Genomic DNA, 16846 nt, shown 5'->3' with positions numbered 1-16846 from the left:
TCGAGACGATGCCGTTCAGCAAGGCTCTGAACGCCGGTCTGCGCAAGGCCATGGAAGACGACGCCAAGGTCCTGCTCATGGGCGAGGACATCGGCAAGCTCGGCGGCGTGTTCCGCGTGACCGAGCACCTGCAGCGCGACTTCGGCGACAAGCGCGTGCTCGACACCCCGCTCGCCGAGTCGGGCATCGTCGGCACCGCGATCGGACTCGCCATGGCCGGGTTCCGCCCGGTGGTCGAGATCCAGTTCGACGGCTTCGTGTTCCCGGCCTTCGACCAGATCACCACGCAGCTCGCCAAGCTCACCAACCGGCACGAGGGCTCGTTGAGCATGCCGATCGTGATCCGCATCCCCTACGGCGGGCACATCGGCGCGGTCGAGCACCACCAGGAGAGCCCCGAGGCGTACTTCGCGCACACCCCGGGCCTGCGGGTCGTGTCGCCCTCGACGCCGAACGACGCCTACTGGATGATCCAGGAGGCGATCGCCTCGAACGATCCCGTGATCTTCATGGAGCCCAAGAGCCGCTACTGGCCCAAGGGCGAGGTCGAGCTCGAGGCCTCCGCCGCCCCGCTGCACTCCTCGCGGGTCGTGCGTGCGGGCTCCGACGTCACCCTCGTCGGACACGGCGCGATGGTCACGACGCTGCTGCAGGCGGCTGCGCTGGCCGAGTCGGAGGGCACGAGCTGCGAGGTCGTCGATCTGCGCTCGATCTCGCCGATCGACTATGCGCCGATCCTCGACTCGGTGCGCAAGACCGGACGCATGGTCTACGCGCAGGAGGCCCAGGGCTTCGGCAGCATCGGCAGCGAGGTCGCCGCGACCGTCATGGAGCGCGCGTTCTACGCTCTCGAGGCGCCGGTGCTGCGGGTGTCGGGCTTCGACACCCCGTTCCCGCCCGCCAAGCTCGAGGGCGCCTACCTCCCGGATGCCGACCGCATCCTCGAGGCCGTCGACCGTTCACTCGCCTACTGAGACGTTCCGAAAGGACCGCAGATGAGCACGCAGAACTTCACCCTTCCCGATGTCGGCGAGGGCCTCACGGAGGCCGAGATCGTCACATGGAAGGTCGCGCCCGGCGACACGGTCGCGATCAACGACGTCATCTGCGAGATCGAGACGGCCAAGTCGCTCGTCGAGCTGCCCTCGCCCCATGCCGGAACGGTCGGCGAGCTGCTCGTCGCCGAGGGCGCCACGGTCGAGGTCGGCACCCCGATCATCACCTTCGTGCAGGCGGATGCCGCGGCTCCGGCCGCTCCGGCCCCGGCAGCTGCCGCGCCCGCCGCGGAGGAGGGCGGCGGATCCGTTCTCGTCGGCTACGGCAGTGGGGGAGGAGCGACCTCGCGTCGTAAGCGCCCGGCCGAGCGCCCGGTGCGCTCGTCGGTGGGAGTCATCGCGAAGCCCCCGATCCGCAAGCTCGCCCGCGACCTCGGCGTCGACCTCACCACGGTCACCCCGAGCGGCGCCGACGGCGAGGTCACCCGTGACGACGTCATGAAGCTCGCCTCGCAGGCGAGCGTGTTCCGCAACATCGAGACCCCGGAGTGGGGTGCCGTGCGCGAGGAGACCGTGCCCGCACCGCAGAACGCCCCGGTGGGTCTTGCCCGCGGTGTCGCGCCGGTCGCGGCATCCGTGTCGGCGTCGGATGCCGAGCGCACCGAGTCGATCCCGGTGAAGGGCGTGCGCAAGGCGACCTCCTCGGCGATGGTGCAGAGCGCCTACTCGGCCCCGCACGTCACGGTGTGGAAGGACGTCGACGCGACGCGCACGATGGAGCTCGTCAAGCGCCTCAAGGCCGCACCCGAGTACGCCGACATCAAGGTGTCGCCGCTGCTGATCGTGGCGCGCGCCGTGATCTGGGCGCTGCGTCGCACCCCGATGATCAACGCGGCCTGGATCGAGACCGAGAACGGTGCGGAGATCGCGGTGCGCCACTACGTGAACCTCGGCATCGCCGCGGCCACGCCCCGTGGCCTGCTCGTGCCGAACATCAAGGACGCGCAGGACCTCGGCATGAAGGACCTCGCCCGCGCCCTCAACCGCCTCACCCTCACGGCCCGCGACGGCAAGACCACGCCGGCCGACCAGCAGGGCGGCACCTTCACGATCACCAACATCGGTGTATTCGGGATGGATGCCGGCACCCCGATCATCAACCCCGGTCAGGCGGGCATCCTCGCCATGGGCACGATCAGCCAGAAGCCCTGGGTCGTGGACGGCGAGGTGCGACCGCGCTGGGTGACGACGGTCGCGGGATCCTTCGACCACCGCGTGGTCGACGGCGACGCCATGAGCCGCTTCATCGCCGATGTCGCATCGGTGCTCGAGGAGCCCGCGCTGCTCGTCGACTGAGTCGAGCACCCGGGCACCTCACATCCCCGTTACGGACTTGTGAGCAGAACGTTCTCTGCGCGTAACGGCCGCCCGTCGCCTCGCGAAACATCTCCCGCTTAGCGTCAGGAGTGTCATCGGAGGAGGCACTGTGAGCGCGAGAGAGTCGACGTCGGACGAGATCGTCGTCGTGGGGGCCGGCATGGTCGCCCACCGGTTCGTCGAGAGTCTGCTCCGGTCGCCCGGTGCGTCTCCCCGAGTGACCGTCATCGGCGATGAGGGGCACCTGCCGTACGACCGCGTCAAGCTGACCTCGTTCTTCGCGGGGGCGACGCCTTCCGATCTCGCACTCGAGGAGAGTGTCTTCTCGGATTCGCGGGTGAACTTCTCGCAGGGAGACCGCGTTCTGCGGATCGATCGATCGGCGCGCGTCGTGCACGCGCGGTCCGGCGATGCCCACCGCTACGACACCCTCGTGCTCGCGACCGGCTCCACGGCCCTGCGCCCTGCCGTCGACGGTGCTGACCTCCCGGGATGCTTCGTCTACCGCACCCTCGACGACGTCGTCGCGATCGAGGAGTACGTCGCGAAGAGACAGGCCGCGCTCGGTCGTCCGCTGCGCGGAACGGTGATCGGCGGCGGGCTGCTCGGGCTCGAGGCGGCAGGAGCGCTGCAGACCATGAACGTCGGTTGCCTGGTGGTGCAGTCCTCCGACCGTCTGATGTCGGCGCAACTGGATCTGCCCGGCGGCACGATCCTGCGCCGACTCATCGAGTCCAAGGGCATCGACGTGCGCACGGGTACCCGCACCACGCGCGTCGATGCGGACGCGTCCGGCCGGGTGGCCGCGCTGCAGTTCGACGACGGCGCCATGCACGAGACCGACATCGTGATCTTCACCGTCGGCGTGAGGGCGCACGATGCGCTGGCACGTGAAGCGCAGCTCGCCGTGCACCCGACCGGTGGCGTTCTCATCGATGAGCGGTGCCGTACGGCCGACCCCCATATCCTCGCCATCGGCGAGGTCGCGAACTACGACGGTCGGTCGGTCGGCCTCGTCGCTCCGGGTTACGCCATGGCCGAAGTCGCGGCGACTCTGCTCCTCGGCGGCGACGCGACCTTCCCCGGGTACGACGATTCGACCAAGCTCAAGCTCTCCGGCGTCGATGTGGCGAGTTTCGGCGATGCAATGGCGACCACGCCCCACGCGCTGGATGTGGTCTTCACCGACCCCGTGAACGGTGTCTACAAGAAGCTCGTGCTCTCCGACGACGCGAAGACTCTGCTCGGCGGCATCCTGGTCGGCGACGCGTCGGCCTACGGCGCCCTGCGTCCGCTCGTCGGAGCAGCGCTCGGAGGTGACCCCGCAGCCTACCTGGCACCGGCGGGCGGCTCGGAGCCGACCACCGAGCTTCCGGCCGAGGCAGTCGTCTGCTCCTGCTCGAACGTCACGGCCGGCCGCATCCGCGACGCCGTGCACGAAGACGGATGCACGGATGCCGCGGCGGTGAAGGCGTGCACCAAAGCGGGCGCGACCTGCGGATCGTGCATCTTCATGGTCAAGAAGATCGTCGGCCAGGAGCTCGTGAAGCTGGGGCAGACGGCATCCGAGGGCCTGTGCGAGCACTTCGCGATGTCACGGCGGCAACTGTTCGACGCCGTGCGCGTCTCGGGACTCTCGACGTTCAGCGCGATCATCGCGCGGTTCGGATCGGGCCGAGGGTGCGATGTGTGCAAGCCCGCCCTCGCCAGCATCCTCGCCGTCCTCGTCGGCGAGCACGTGCTCGACGGTGAGAACGCGACGCTGCAGGACACCAACGACCACGTCATGGCGAACATGCAGAAGGACGGCACCTACTCGGTGGTGCCGCGGATGCCGGGCGGCGAAGTCACTCCCGCCGGACTCATCGCCATCGGCACCATCGCCGACACCTACGGGCTCTACACGAAGATCACCGGCGGCCAGCGCATCGACATGTTCGGCGCCCGCCTCGAGCAGCTTCCGCAGATCTGGCAGCGGCTGGTGGATGCCGGGTTCGAGTCGGGCCAGGCCTACGGCAAGGCTTTGCGCACCGTGAAGTCGTGCGTCGGGTCAACCTGGTGCCGGTACGGCGTTCTGGATGCCGTGGGGATGGCCGTGCGCCTCGAGCTGCGCTACCGCGGACTCCGCGCACCGCACAAGCTGAAGGTCGGTGTCTCGGGTTGCGCGCGCGAATGCGCGGAGGCCCGGTCGAAGGACGTCGGCGTGATCGCCACGGAGACCGGGTGGAACATGTACGTCGGAGGCAACGGGGGCTTCTCTCCGCGGCATGCCGAGCTGCTCGCCGCCGACCTCGACGATGAGGGGCTCATCCGCGCGATCGATCGCTTCTTCATGTACTACATCCGCACGGCCGATCGCCTGCAACGGACCGCCGGCTGGTGCGCCGAGCTCGACGGCGGGCTCGATGGTCTCCGCGAGGTGATCTTCGACGACAGCCTCGGGATCTGCGATGATCTCGACGCCGCCATGGCGTTGCACGTCGACCGCTACGAGGACGAGTGGGCTGCGACTTTGAAGGACCCGGCGAAGCTGCGACGCTTCGAGTCCTTCGTGAACGCGACCGACACCCCCGACCCTTCTCTCGCGTACGTGCCCGAGCGCGGTCAGGTGCGGCCGGCGACGGAGGCGGAGAAGCAGTCGGGATCGGTGCTCATCGCCGGGACGACGCTGGAGGTGCGTCGATGACTCTCGAAGCGACGAGTCCCGTCGCGCGCGGCATCCGGATCTGCGCCGTGAGCGATCTGGAGGTGGAGCGCGGTCGTGCCGCGCTCCACGACGGAACACAGGTCGCGCTGTTCCTGCTCGCCGATGGATCGGTGCATGCGGTGTCGAACCTCGACCCCTTCAGCGGGGCCAACGTCATCTCCCGGGGGATCGTCGGCACTCGCGGAGACGCGCCGACAGTCGCCTCTCCCATGCACAAGCAGGTCTTCGATCTGCGAACCGGCGAGTGCCTCGACGCGCAGGGGCGCGAGCCCGCGGCGCTGAGGGTCTGGGCGGTTGTGGTCGTCGACGGTCAGGTCGAGCTGTTCTCGGAGGAGGAAAGATGACGATGATGCTCGGTGTCTCGCTGGCGGGACGCGATGTGCTGATGGTCGGCGGAGGAGCGGTGGCCGCACGGCGGCTGCGCCGATTCCTCGTCGAGGGCGCACGAGTGCGGATCGTCGCTCCCGAGGTGCACGCCGACATCGCGGCCGTGGTCGATCGTGGAGAGGCGCAGTGGATCGAGCGCCCGTTCCTCCCCGCCGACCTCGACGGGGCGTGGCTCGTGCACACGGCCACCGGCGATACCCGCGTCGACCGCGAAGTGGCCGATCGCTGCGAGGATGCGCGCGTGCTCTGCATCAACGCCACGGACGGCGGGCACGGTTCGGCGCGGCTGTCGGCGCAGGCCGAGATCGGTGACGTGATCGTCGGCGTGACGAGCACCGCGGGCGCGGATCCGCGGAGGTCTGTCGCGGTGCGTGACGCCATCGTCGATCTGGTCGGGGAGGGGCGGCTCCCGCTCCGTCGGCATCGGGCGCCGCGCTCGGGCCGGGTGGACCTCGTCGGCGGCGGGCCGGGGCCCCTCGACCTGATGACCGTGCGGGCGCGACGTCTCATCGCCGAGGCCGATGTGCTCGTCATGGACCGTCTGGGCCCCGGGCCCGAGATCGTGCAGGGTCTCGCCGCCGACGTCGAGGTCATCGACGTGGGGAAGGCTCCGGGACGGCACCCGGTTCCGCAGGCGGAGATCAACCGGCTGATCGTCGATCGCGCGCTGGCGGGTCTACGCGTCGTACGCCTCAAGGGCGGAGACCCCTTCGTGTTCGGTCGCGGTGGCGAGGAGATGCAGGCGTGCCTGACCGCGGGGGTCGCCGTCGCTGTCACTCCCGGGATCTCGAGCGCGGTGGCGGTGCCCCAGGCGGCCGGCATCCCCGTCACGCATCGCGGCACTTCCGGCGCGTTCCATGTCGTCAACGGCCAGGGCGAGATCGCGCAGAGCACGCTGCGCGCGATGGCCGACGATGCCGTCACCACGATCGTGCTCATGGGCGTCGCGGCACTGCCGCGTCTGGTGGCGAAGGCGCTGGCGCAGGGCGCTCCGGAAGATCGTCCGGTAGCGTTCGTCGAGAGCGGGCATACGCCCCAGCAGCGGACGACCCGCACGACTCTGCGACACGCGGTGCGCGACGCGGAGGCGGTGGGTCTGCAGAACCCGGCGGTGATCGTGATCGGCGATGTCGCGGACGAGGGTCTGCTTCTTCCTCTGCCGATCCCGAAGGAGACAGCGAACGCGTGACGGACGGACCGAGACTCGCCCCCGCCCTCGAGGGGTGCACGATCGCCATCGCGGCGGATCGTCGCGCCGGCGAGCTCGCATCGGCGCTCGAGCGACGCGGAGCACGGACGTTTCGCGCCCCGGCGCTCAGCATCCTTCCCAATGAAGACGATGCCGATCTGCTCGCACGAACGACGGAGCTCATCAGCCGACCACCCGACATCGTCGTCGTCACGACCGGAGTCGGCCTGCGCGGATGGATCGATGCGGCGCACGAGAACGGTCTGGCCGAGGACCTCACGGTTGCGCTCGCGAATGCGCAGTTCGTCGCCCGCGGGCCCAAGGCGCACGGCGCGATCCAGCAGGCCGGGTTCACCGCGGACTGGGTCGCGGAGTCCGAGACATCGGCGGAGGTCGGGGAGTATCTGACCTCGGAGGGCGTCGCGGGTCTCCGCATCGCGGTCCAGCACCACGGGGCCGGCTCGGATGGACTCGACGAGCTGCTGCGCCAACAGGGCGCGGATGTCGTGAGCATCACCGTCTACCGCTGGGGGCCGCCTCCGGATCCGGAGCTGCTGCGCCGAACGGTGATCCAGGCCGCACACGGCGAGGTCGATGCGGTGCTCTTCACGTCGTCCCCCGGTGCGGCGGAGTGGATCCGGGCGGCCGAACGGGCCGAGATCCTCGGTGCGATCCGCCGTCGAGCCGCGAGCGCGCGGCTGCTTCTCGCCGCTGTCGGACCCATCACGGCCGCGCCGCTGGTCGACGCCGACCTGCGCACGACCCTCGCCGCGAGTGGTCGCCTGGGTTCGCTCGTGCGGTGCGTGGTCGACCACTTCTCCTCCGGGGCCGCGCCTCGTCTGCGCACGGCGGCGGGAACGATGGAGATGCGCAGCGGCGGCGTGGTGCTCGACGGCACGTTCGTGCCGCTGTCTCGCTCGGGTACCGGCGTCCTGTCGGAGCTGTTCGATGCCGCGGGCGACGTGCGCTCCCGTGAGCAGATCGCCCGCGCGCTGCCGCGCAGCGGCGAGAGTGCGCATGCCGTCGAGATGGCCGTCGCCCGTCTGCGCGAGGCGCTGGGAGGGGCGGCGTGCATCCAGACGGTCGTCAAGCGGGGGTATCGCCTGGCCGTGGAGGAGGAATCATGACCACCCTGATCGCGTGCTCCCACGGCACCGACTCCCCGGTCGGCCGGTCGACGGTCGCGGAGATCGTCGATCTCGTGCGGGCGAGGCTCCCCGAGACCCGAGTCGTCGAGGCGTTCGTCGACGTGCAGGAGCCGACCGTGCACGACGTGGTCGAGCGCGAGCGGCACGACGACGAGGTCGTCGTCGTGCCCCTTCTGCTGTCCGCCGGATTCCACACGGCGGTCGACATCACCGACGCCGTCTCCCCGCATGCGAACGTGCGTCAGACCGAGCCGCTCGGCACGCACCCGCTCATCGCCGACCTCCTGCTCTCCCGCCTTCTCGAGGTGGTCGACGGGGGCTGGCAGGAGGGCGATCATGTCGTTCTCGCCGCTGCGGGATCCCGCAATCCGGCCTCGGCGGTCGACGTCGCCCGCACCGCCGAGGCGCTCGCCCGCCTGATGCCGGTGCCGCTGACGGTGGGGTACGCCTCGGCTATCGACCCACGGATCTCCGCTGCCGTGGCCGACGCCCGCCGTTCCGGTGCTCGTCGGGTGATCGCGGCGAGCCACGTTCTCGCTCCCGGCTTCTTCGCCGGACTGGTCGAGCGAGCCGGAGCCGACCTCACCTCCGCTCCGCTCGGTGCGGATGCGCGGGTGGCCGACGTCATCGTCGATCGTTTCCGCGGCAGCGCCTGATCGACCGCGATCCCGTGCCGCACGGTGGAGGGACGGATGCCGAAGCATCCGCCCCTCCACCGTTTGCGAGTCACACGCGAGACGGTTCGCGTTCCGGTTCGACGACCGGCGAGACCGGTGCGTCGGCGCTGATCGCGACGGCGGTCGTGCGCGAGCGGTCACGGCGGCTCCGGTCGCCGGTGGAGCGCGCCTTCTGCCGACCGTGCGTGAGGTAGATCGGGAGGCCGACGAACAGGAGACCGCCCACGAGGTTCCCGATGACCGTCGGCAGCTCGTTCCAGACGAGGTAGTCCCACACCGTGAAGTCGGCTCCCATGAGCAGGCCGGACGGGAACAGGAACATGTTGACGATGGAGTGCTCGAACCCCATGTAGAAGAACAGCATGATCGGCAGCCACATCGCGACGATCTTGCCGATCGTGCTGTCGGAGATCATCGCGAGCACCACTCCGGTGGAGACCATCCAGTTGCACAGCACGCCCCGGATGAAGAGCGTGAGCATGCCCGCCGCTCCGTGGTCCGCGTACCCGACCGTGCGCCCGTGCCCGATCTCGCTGATGGCCTCACCGACGGCGCTCGGGGCGGTGGAGAATCCGTACGTGAAGTAGACCGCCATGAGGATCGCCACGAGGAAGGCGCCGCCGAAGTTGCCCAGGAAGACGAGGCCCCAGTTGCGCATGAGCGCGCCGAACGTCGCCCCGGGGCGACGATCGAGCAGCGCGAGCGGGCCCAGAGTGAACACGCCGGTGAGCAGGTCGTAGCCGAGCAGATAGAGCATCACGAACCCGACGGGGAACAGCAGCGCGCCGAGGAGCGGTTGCCCCGTCTGCGTCGACACGGTCACCGCGAATGCGGCGGCGATCGTGAGGAGCGCCGCGCCCATGAAGGAGCGGATGAGCGTATCGCGAGTGGACAACTGCAGTTTGTATGCGCCGGCGTCGACCATGCGAACGGCGAGCTCGGCTGGCTTGATATAGGACACGGGACCTCCACGAGAGGGAACACGGAAACTCAGGTTCCTTCATGGTGCAAGAGCGTCGTTTCCGGCGATCGGGCGGCAGGTTACGACTGTGGCGCGAAGCGCTCACAACCGCCGGGCGCCCGTGTGAGGGCGATGCCGTCACCCGGCCGAGCGGCCCCGGCTCAGCCCGGTAGCTCCATGCGCACGGTTGTGCCCTCGAGGATGAAGGCGACGGCCACAGGGCGCTGAGTGACGTTCTCGGGAAGCGTGAAGACGTGCGTGGTCATCGCCATGTCGGCCGTGCACGGGTTGTTCGACGAGTACCGGAAATCGACCGTGACCGTGCCGGGGTCGTCAGCCGACACCGAGGCCGCGACGAGGGGGCAGCTCGAGCTGCCGAACGTCACGATCCCGAAGGAATCCTCGCCGTCGACCCATCCCGCGACGGGCTCTGCGGTGATGAGATCGGGTTGCGGCCCGCTCCAACCGTCGGGGAGGCCGGGGCGTAGCCGAGCCGATCGTCCCTAGCCCTGCGGCAGCGTCGCGAGCGTGGTGGTCGTTCCGGTGGCGGGGTCCCAGCGCCGCACGCTCGTAGCGCGGCTGTGAACATCGCCCCCGATGCAGCCGAGCGCGGTCTCGAGATCGGCGAGGCGCAGTCGGCGGGCGAGGGTGACGTGCGGGGTCCACTCGCCCGGGGCGGTGTGCGGGGCATCCTCTCCCGGGCCGATCGCAGTGTGGATCGTCGCGTGAGAACGCTGCAGTTCTGCGGTGGGCAGGATGCTGCGGACGAGCACGCGGCGCTCGCCGGTGCCGAAGAGCACCGGGGCGCCGAGCGTGATCGGGAGCGCAAGGAGGTCCGCGAAGACGCCCGCGTCGAGCAGGGGCAGCTCCGTTCGGGCGGCCAGAGTGATGTGCGGTCGATTGCTCGCCGAGGTGTGTCCGGCGAGGCTCGACAGACCGAGCGCGGCGAGAGCCTCCCACTCGGCTCGCACCGCGTCTTCGGCGGCGGCGTCGAGGAGCAGCTCGATCGTCGACGGCGATCGGCGGGGCTGGGTCCCCACCGCGTGAGGGGTCACGACACGCCGCGAGCCGGCATCCGCATGCGGCATGTCGTGACTCCTCACGGTCGGAAACGGATGCCGCGGCGCTACGCGGGCACCGACAGACGCTGCTCCGCGAGAAGCGGCACCGAACTCTCGCGCGCCGCACGGCGGGCGGTCGCGACGGCGCCGACCGACACGACCTCGGCGCCGAGCTCGGAGGCGAGCACGAGGGGCGCGGGAAGGTGCAGCTCCTCGGGCAGCAGACGGCGGGCGACCTCGAGCACCGGTTCGATGCTCTCGGCCACGGCGCCGCACACGATCACGCGGGCCGGGTCGTACATGCTGCCGAGCACGCCGACGATGCGGGCGACGACGGCGCCGACGTGCTCGGTGACGAGCAGGGCATCGGGATCGCCCGACGCGGCGAGCGTGAGCACGAGGCGCGGGTCGATGCGCTCTTCCGCCACGAGCCGCCCCAACGCCGACGATGGTGCCACGGTGCCCGAGGCGACGGCATCCCGTGCCGCATCCTGCACCGAGTAGGGGAGGCCGACGGCCGAGCCGACGCCCATGATGTGGTCGAACACGACACCTTCGCCGACGCCGCCGTGGGCGCCGTGCAGCACGTGCCCGTCGACGACCACGCCGCCGCCATAGCGCTCACTCGCGATCAGGGCGACGTAGTCGCGGCATCCGATCGCCCCGCCGACCGCGCCCTCGGCGATCGCCGCGAGCTGTGCGTCGTTCTTGACGTGCACGACCGGCGCCCAGCCGCGCAGCGCCTCGGCGAGCCCGGGGTTCGTGCGCTCCCAGAAGCCGTCGGGGTGCGGGGGAGAGATGCCGTTGCGATCGACGGGGGCGGCGACGCCGGCGCAGACGGCCAGCACCTGCTCCCGCGATACTCCGGCTTCGTCGAGAGCGGCGCCCAGGCGTTCGATGATCAGCGCGCGACGATCGGCGGCGGGCTGCGTCTGCGACACCTCGACGCGATGGTGCACGAGATTCCGGTCGAGCAGGTCGGCGACGGTGACGGAGAGGTGCGTGTCGCCCGCGTCGATCCCGACGACGACGCCGAGGTCGGGGGAGAGGGCGAAGCGCCGGGCGGGTCGGCCGGAGCGATAGCGGCCGGCCACGCGGGCGTTCGGCAGCTCGCGCAGCACGTCGGCGCCGACGAGCGTGTCGATCGCATCGATGGCCGTGGAGCGGGTCAGCGAGGTCGCGGCCATGACGTCGGTGGCGGTGAACTCGCCCGCGCTCCAGGCGAAGTCGAGCACGGCGCCGACGCTGGCACGCCCCGTGCCGAGCCCCGCGGTGATGTCTGCCACGCTCTTGCCTTCCTGTCGTCTGAATGAGAGAGTACCTTCCAGCGGAGTAAATTCGCTCATTAGATTTAGTTATCGGATCTAAAAACCGGAAGGACGACGGTGTCTGGAGAACGAACACGCGCGTTGCGGCTGATCGCCGGGGGCCTCGGCCTCACGCTGATCGGTGCCGCCCTCACGAGCTGCGCAGCCGGCTCGGGAGCGGAGACCATCCGCTTCACCTTCAGCAAGCGCGAAGCGATCGAGTTCATGACCGAACGCGTCGCCGAGTACAACGCCTCGCAGGACGACGTGAAGGTCGAGATCGACACCTCGGGCGTCGACGTCGTCTCGGCCAGCTTCGTGCGCGGCAACCCGCCCGACATCATGCTCGCCAACTACAACTACGAGATCGCCCGGTTCGTGCAGCGCTGCGCGCTCACCGATCTCTCCGACACCGACGCCGCGGCGAGCGTGCGCGACGACCTGCAGCCGCTCATGGACCAGTACGGCTCCTGCGAGGGTCGCACGAGCGCCCTGCCGTACTCGGTGATGGCGGCATCCGTCATCTACAACAAGGAGATCTTCGAGGCCCAGGGCCTCGAGGTCCCGACCACCTGGGACGAGCTCATCGCCGTCTGCGATCAGCTCAAGGCCGCGGGCATCGACCCCTTCTACGGCACCTTCAAGGACGACTGGACCGTCGGTCAGGGCTGGTACGACTACACCGCCGGCGGATCGGTGGACGTGATCGACTTCTTCGACGCGCTCGCCGAAGAGGGCACCGAGGTCGGGCCCGACGCCCCGGTCTCGTTCGAGAAGGACTTCGCCGAGCCCATGGATCGCATGATGCAGCTCGCCGAGAACTACACCAACGCGGATGCCGCGAGCAGGGCCTACGGCGACGGCAACCTCGCCTTCGCGAAGGGCGAGGCGGCCATGTACCTGCAGGGGCCGTGGGCGTTCAGCGAGATCGCGAAGACCGCACCCGACCTGCAGCTCGGAACGTTCCCGCTGCCGATGACCGACGACCCGGACGACCTCGAGGTGCGCGTCAACATGGACCTCGCGGCGATGATCCCCGAGGGGTCGCGCCACCAGGAGGCCGCCCGCGACTTCCTCGAGTTCCTGTATCAGCCCGAGAACATCGAGGAGTACAACGCCTCGCAGCTCGGCTTCACCCCGACGACGGATGCCCCGGCCCCCGACGACCCGCGCATCGAGGGGATGATCGAGTACTACGACGAGGGCAAGATCTACCAGGGCCCCTCGGTGCTCGTGCCCAAGACCCTGCCGATCTTCAACTACGCGCAGGCGATGGTGCTGGGCGCCTCGACGCAGAACACGCTGCGCACCATGGACGCCGACTGGGCGCGCATCGCGTTCCGCGCGCCGATCCCCTCGACCCAGGACAACGCCTCGGCAGAGGAGCCGGCATCATGACCATCACCCCGACGATTCCGACCGACACCACGGCGATCATCACGGGCGGCAAGCGCGGCATCCGTCCTCGCACCCGCCGGGTCGAGCCGATCTACTACCTGTTCCTGCTGCCGACGCTCGTGATCTTCACCCTCGCGATCACGGTGCCGGGGGTGATGGGCATCTTCTTCAGCTTCACCGACTCGATCGGCATCGGCGAGTGGAGCTTCAACGGCTTCACGAACTACATCGCCATGTTCAGCGACCCGGCGATCCTGCAGAGCTACCTCTTCACGTTCGGGTTCTCGATCGCCACGGTCATCGTGGTCAACGTGGTCGCGTTCCTGCTCGCGGTCGGGCTCACCTCCCGCATCCGCTTCAAGACGGGGCTGCGCACGATCTTCGTGATCCCGATGGTGATCTCGGGCATCATCATCGCCTACGTCTTCAACTTCCTGTTCTCGAACTCGATCCCCGCCGCGGGGGCGGCCACCGGCATCCCGTGGCTGCAGACGAGCCTGCTCGCCAACCCCGACCTGGCCTGGGTGGCGATCGTCATCGTCACCGCCTGGCAGGCCGTGCCCGGCACGCTGCTGATCTACATCGCCGGCCTGCTCTCGGTGCCCGGCGACGTCTACGAGGCGGCGAGCATCGACGGCGCGAGCAAGACGCAGCAGCTCACCCGCATCACGCTCCCGCTCGTCATGGGCTACGTCGTGATCAACGTCATCCTCGGGTTCAAGGGCTTCCTGAACGCCTACGACATCATCGTCGGCCTCACCAACGGCGGCCCCGGAACCTCCACCCGCAGCGTCGCGATGACGATCATCGCGGGCTTCAACGGCGGCGACTACGCCTATCAGATGGCCAACGCGACCATCTTCTTCATCGTCGCCGTGCTCATCTCCCTCCTCCAGCTGTCGCTGACGCGCGGAAGGAACGCACTCTGATGTCGACGCAGACGATCACCACACAGGTCGCGGGCAAGAAGCCCCGCGTGCGCATGGAACGGATCAACTGGTCGGGCACGATCATCCTGATCCTGTGCGCGGTCACCGTTCTCCTCCCGCTGTACGTCACCGTCTCGATGGCGTTCAAGACCACGGGCCAGGCGGTCGACGGCAACGCGTTCTCGCTGCCGGCGCCGTTCAGCATCGACGGGTTCGTCGAGGCGTGGAACCTCACGAAGTTCCCGGTCGGCGCGGGCATCTCCCTGCTCGTCACGGCCGGCACCGTGATCGCGACCATCGTGCTCGCGGCCTTCGCCTCGTACGCGATCGTGCGCAACTGGGACCGCCGCCTCTTCCGTTACTCGTTCTTCTACCTGCTCGCGGCGATGTTCATCCCGTTCCCGGTCGTCGCCCTGCCGCAGATCCAGCTCACCGGACGCTTCGGGCTCGACAACCCGTTCGGCGTGATCATCCTCGCGACGATGTTCCAGCTGAGCTTCAGCGTGCTGCTGTTCACGGCGTTCCTGCGATCGATCCCGATCGAGCTCGAGGAGAGCGCCCGCATCGACGGCGCCACCACGTGGCAGACGTTCTGGAAGCTGATCTTCCCGCTGCTCGCGCCCATGAGCGCCACGGTCGGGATCTTCGCCTTCCTCTACGCCTGGAACGACTTCATGATGCCGTCGCTCATCATCTCCGACCCGGCGCTGCAGACGCTGCCGGTGCGGCAGAACCTGTTCCAGACCCAGTTCAGCAACAACTACAACGTGTCGTTCGCCTCGTACCTGATGGCGATGGCCCCGGCGATCCTGGCCTACCTGTTCACGCAGCGCTTCGTCATGGAGGGCGTCACGCAGGGCGCCGTCAAGGGCTGACACGAGAACCACCGCAAGAAACGAAGGAGCACTCCCCGATATGACCGATTCGCTTCTCACCGAGACCCGCGAAGACGACAAGACGGCAGCGTGGTGGCGGCAGGCCGCCGTCTACCAGATCTACCCCCGCAGCTTCGCCGACGCCAACGGCGACGGGCTCGGCGACATCCCCGGCATCCTGTCGCGCGTCGACTACCTGTCGGCGCTCGGCATCGATGCGGTCTGGCTCAGCCCGTTCTACCCGTCCGAGCTCGCCGACGGCGGCTACGACGTCGCCGACTACCGCGACGTCGACCCGCGGCTGGGCACCCTCGCCGACTTCGACGCGATGGTCGAGGCGCTGCACGCCCGCGGCATCCACGTCATCGTCGACATCGTGCCGAACCACTCGTCGGATCAGCACGCGTGGTTCCAGGAGGCGCTCGCCGCGGGCCGCGGTTCGGCCGCGCGCGAGCGGTACATCTTCCGCGAGGGCACGGGGCCCGACGGCGCCGAGCCGCCCACCGACTGGGTCTCGGTGTTCGGCGGGTCGGCGTGGGAGCGGGTCGAGGACGGCCAGTGGTACTTCCACAACTTCGCCACCGAGCAGCCCGACTTCAACTGGGATCACCCGGAGGTGCGCGCGGACTTCCTGAAGACCCTGCGCTTCTGGTCGGACCGCGGGGTCGACGGCTTCCGCATCGACGTCGCGCACATGCTCACCAAGGACCTCAGCGAGCCGCTGCCCTCGCGCGCCGAGCTCGACGCGATGGACCGCTCCTCGGGCTCGCACCCGCTGATCGACCGCGACGACGTGCACGAGATCTACGCCGAGTGGCGTCAGGTCTTCAACTCGTTCGACCCGCCGCGCACCGCGGTCGCCGAGGCGTGGGTCGATACGCCCGAGCGCCGCGCCCGTTACGCCTCCGCCGAGGGGCTCGGGCAGGCGTTCAACTTCGACCTGCTCGAGGCCGACTTCGACGCCGCGCAGTTCCGCGAGATCGTCGACGAGAACCTCGCGCAGGCCCGGCAGAGCGGGTCGTCGACGACGTGGGTGCTCTCGAATCACGACGTCACCCGCCACGCCACCCGCTACGGTCTCGCACCGCTGCAGGGTCGCGCGGTGAAGCAGGGCACGGAGTGGGTCGCGGCCGGCGGCCCGTCCGAGCTGCTCGATCGCGAGCGCGGTCTGCGTCGCGCGACGGCCGCGTCGCTGCTGCTCTTCGGCCTGCCCGGCAGCGCCTACCTGTACCAGGGCGAGGAACTCGGGTTGCACGAGGTCGCCGAGATCTCGCCCGAGCAGCGACAGGACCCGGCGTTCTTCCGCGGGGCGGAGTTCGACGGACTGGGTCGGGACGGATGCCGCGTGCCGCTGCCGTGGAGCGCCGACGGCGTCTCGTTCGGGTTCGGCGCGGCTGCCGCGCACCTGCCCCAGCCGGAGTGGTTCGCCGATCACGCGGTGGATGCCGAGGCATCCGATCCGGCATCGACGCTGTCGCTGTACCGCGAGGCGCTGCGCCTGCGGCACCCGCTGCAGACGGGCGAGACGCTGGAGTGGGTCGAGACCGGTCGCGCCGACGTGCTGCGCTTCGCGCGTCCGAACGGATGGCAGATCGTCACGAACTTCGGCACCGAGCCGTTCGATCTGGGAGCGGACGCCGCAGACGTCGTGCTCACGAGCATCCCGCTCGAGGGCTCGTCGCTTCCCGGCGAGGCCACGGTCTGGATCGCCCCGGCGGCGCTGCTCGCCTGACACCCGTCCGGCCGCGTCGAGACCCATCACCGCCGTCGAGACCCATCGCCCCGCACGTCGCGGGTGGGGGGTATCGACGCGAGTGATGGGTCTCGGCGGTGGG

The 16846-nt window shown here is 69.4% G+C and carries 15 protein-coding genes; 11 read left to right on the top strand and 4 right to left on the bottom strand.

All coding sequences use genetic code 11. The features are described 5' to 3' along the window. Window positions 1-8: 8 nt before the first annotated feature. The 7 genes from KV396_RS05795 (at window position 9) to KV396_RS05765 (ending at window position 8459) form a co-directional block, all read left to right on the top strand. Window positions 9-974, top strand: coding sequence for an alpha-ketoacid dehydrogenase subunit beta (locus KV396_RS05795; RefSeq protein WP_247624756.1), 966 nt, complete (start codon window positions 9-11; stop codon window positions 972-974). A 21-nt stretch (window positions 975-995) separates the two neighbouring features. Continuing rightward, window positions 996-2351, top strand: coding sequence for a dihydrolipoamide acetyltransferase family protein (locus KV396_RS05790; protein WP_247957162.1), 1356 nt, complete (start codon window positions 996-998; stop codon window positions 2349-2351). A 181-nt stretch (window positions 2352-2532) separates the two neighbouring features. Then, window positions 2533-5058: a nitrite reductase large subunit NirB gene (nirB, locus tag KV396_RS05785; RefSeq protein ID WP_247957562.1), complete on the top strand. Its 2526-nt coding sequence runs from the start codon at window positions 2533-2535 to the stop codon at window positions 5056-5058. Then, window positions 5055-5423: a nitrite reductase small subunit NirD gene (gene nirD, locus KV396_RS05780; RefSeq protein ID WP_247633542.1), complete on the top strand. Its 369-nt coding sequence runs from the start codon at window positions 5055-5057 to the stop codon at window positions 5421-5423. The genes nirB and nirD overlap by 4 nt, the downstream gene beginning before the upstream one ends. Further along, window positions 5420-6655 carry a uroporphyrinogen-III C-methyltransferase gene (gene cobA / locus KV396_RS05775; protein ID WP_247957161.1) on the top strand — a complete coding sequence of 412 codons (1236 nt, stop codon included), beginning with the start codon at window positions 5420-5422 and terminating at the stop codon, window positions 6653-6655. Before nirD ends, cobA begins: the two co-directional genes overlap by 4 nt. Then, window positions 6652-7782, top strand: a complete 1131-nt coding sequence (locus KV396_RS05770) for a uroporphyrinogen-III synthase (protein WP_247957160.1) — start codon at window positions 6652-6654, stop codon at window positions 7780-7782. Before cobA ends, KV396_RS05770 begins: the two co-directional genes overlap by 4 nt. Further along, entirely contained in the window at window positions 7779-8459 is a 681-nt protein-coding gene (locus KV396_RS05765; protein WP_247957159.1) for a sirohydrochlorin chelatase, read from the top strand. Before KV396_RS05770 ends, KV396_RS05765 begins: the two co-directional genes overlap by 4 nt. A gap of 70 nt (window positions 8460-8529) precedes the next feature. On the opposite strand, the gene KV396_RS05760 is transcribed toward KV396_RS05765, so the two are convergent. From KV396_RS05760 to KV396_RS05745, 4 genes are all read right to left on the bottom strand, one after another. Next, on the bottom strand, window positions 8530-9441 hold the full coding sequence (locus tag KV396_RS05760; RefSeq protein ID WP_247633546.1) for a formate/nitrite transporter family protein: 912 nt from the start codon (window positions 9439-9441) through the stop codon (window positions 8530-8532). A gap of 161 nt (window positions 9442-9602) precedes the next feature. Then, complete coding sequence (locus tag KV396_RS05755) at window positions 9603-9827, bottom strand: hypothetical protein (protein WP_247957158.1); 225 nt, start codon at window positions 9825-9827, stop codon at window positions 9603-9605. A gap of 117 nt (window positions 9828-9944) precedes the next feature. Continuing rightward, window positions 9945-10529, bottom strand: coding sequence for a 2'-5' RNA ligase family protein (locus KV396_RS05750; RefSeq protein ID WP_247957157.1), 585 nt, complete (start codon window positions 10527-10529; stop codon window positions 9945-9947). A 38-nt stretch (window positions 10530-10567) separates the two neighbouring features. After that, window positions 10568-11788 carry an ROK family protein gene (locus KV396_RS05745; RefSeq protein ID WP_247957156.1) on the bottom strand — a complete coding sequence of 407 codons (1221 nt, stop codon included), beginning with the start codon at window positions 11786-11788 and terminating at the stop codon, window positions 10568-10570. Between the two features lie 99 nt (window positions 11789-11887). On the opposite strand from KV396_RS05745, the gene KV396_RS05740 reads away from it, so the two are divergent. From KV396_RS05740 to KV396_RS05725, 4 genes are read left to right on the top strand one after another with little or no spacing between them, the layout of a single operon-like run. After that, entirely contained in the window at window positions 11888-13207 is a 1320-nt protein-coding gene (locus tag KV396_RS05740; RefSeq protein ID WP_247957155.1) for an ABC transporter substrate-binding protein, read from the top strand. After that, the gene (locus KV396_RS05735) at window positions 13204-14136 is read left to right on the top strand and encodes a carbohydrate ABC transporter permease (protein WP_247957154.1); all 933 of its coding nucleotides are present in this window, start codon (window positions 13204-13206) and stop codon (window positions 14134-14136) included. Before KV396_RS05740 ends, KV396_RS05735 begins: the two co-directional genes overlap by 4 nt. Next, a complete protein-coding gene (locus KV396_RS05730) occupies window positions 14136-15011 on the top strand; it encodes a carbohydrate ABC transporter permease (protein ID WP_247957153.1) in 876 nt (291 codons plus the stop codon). Before KV396_RS05735 ends, KV396_RS05730 begins: the two co-directional genes overlap by 1 nt. A gap of 40 nt (window positions 15012-15051) precedes the next feature. Then, window positions 15052-16743, top strand: a complete 1692-nt coding sequence (locus KV396_RS05725) for a glycoside hydrolase family 13 protein (RefSeq protein ID WP_247957152.1) — start codon at window positions 15052-15054, stop codon at window positions 16741-16743. The last annotated feature ends 103 nt before the right edge of the window (window positions 16744-16846 follow it).

Origin of the sequence: Microbacterium galbinum, from assembly GCF_023101185.1 — a bacterium.
In the GTDB taxonomy this organism is placed as follows: Bacteria; Actinomycetota; Actinomycetes; order Actinomycetales; family Microbacteriaceae; genus Microbacterium; species Microbacterium galbinum.
This window is presented reverse-complemented; position numbering and strand designations above follow the sequence as displayed.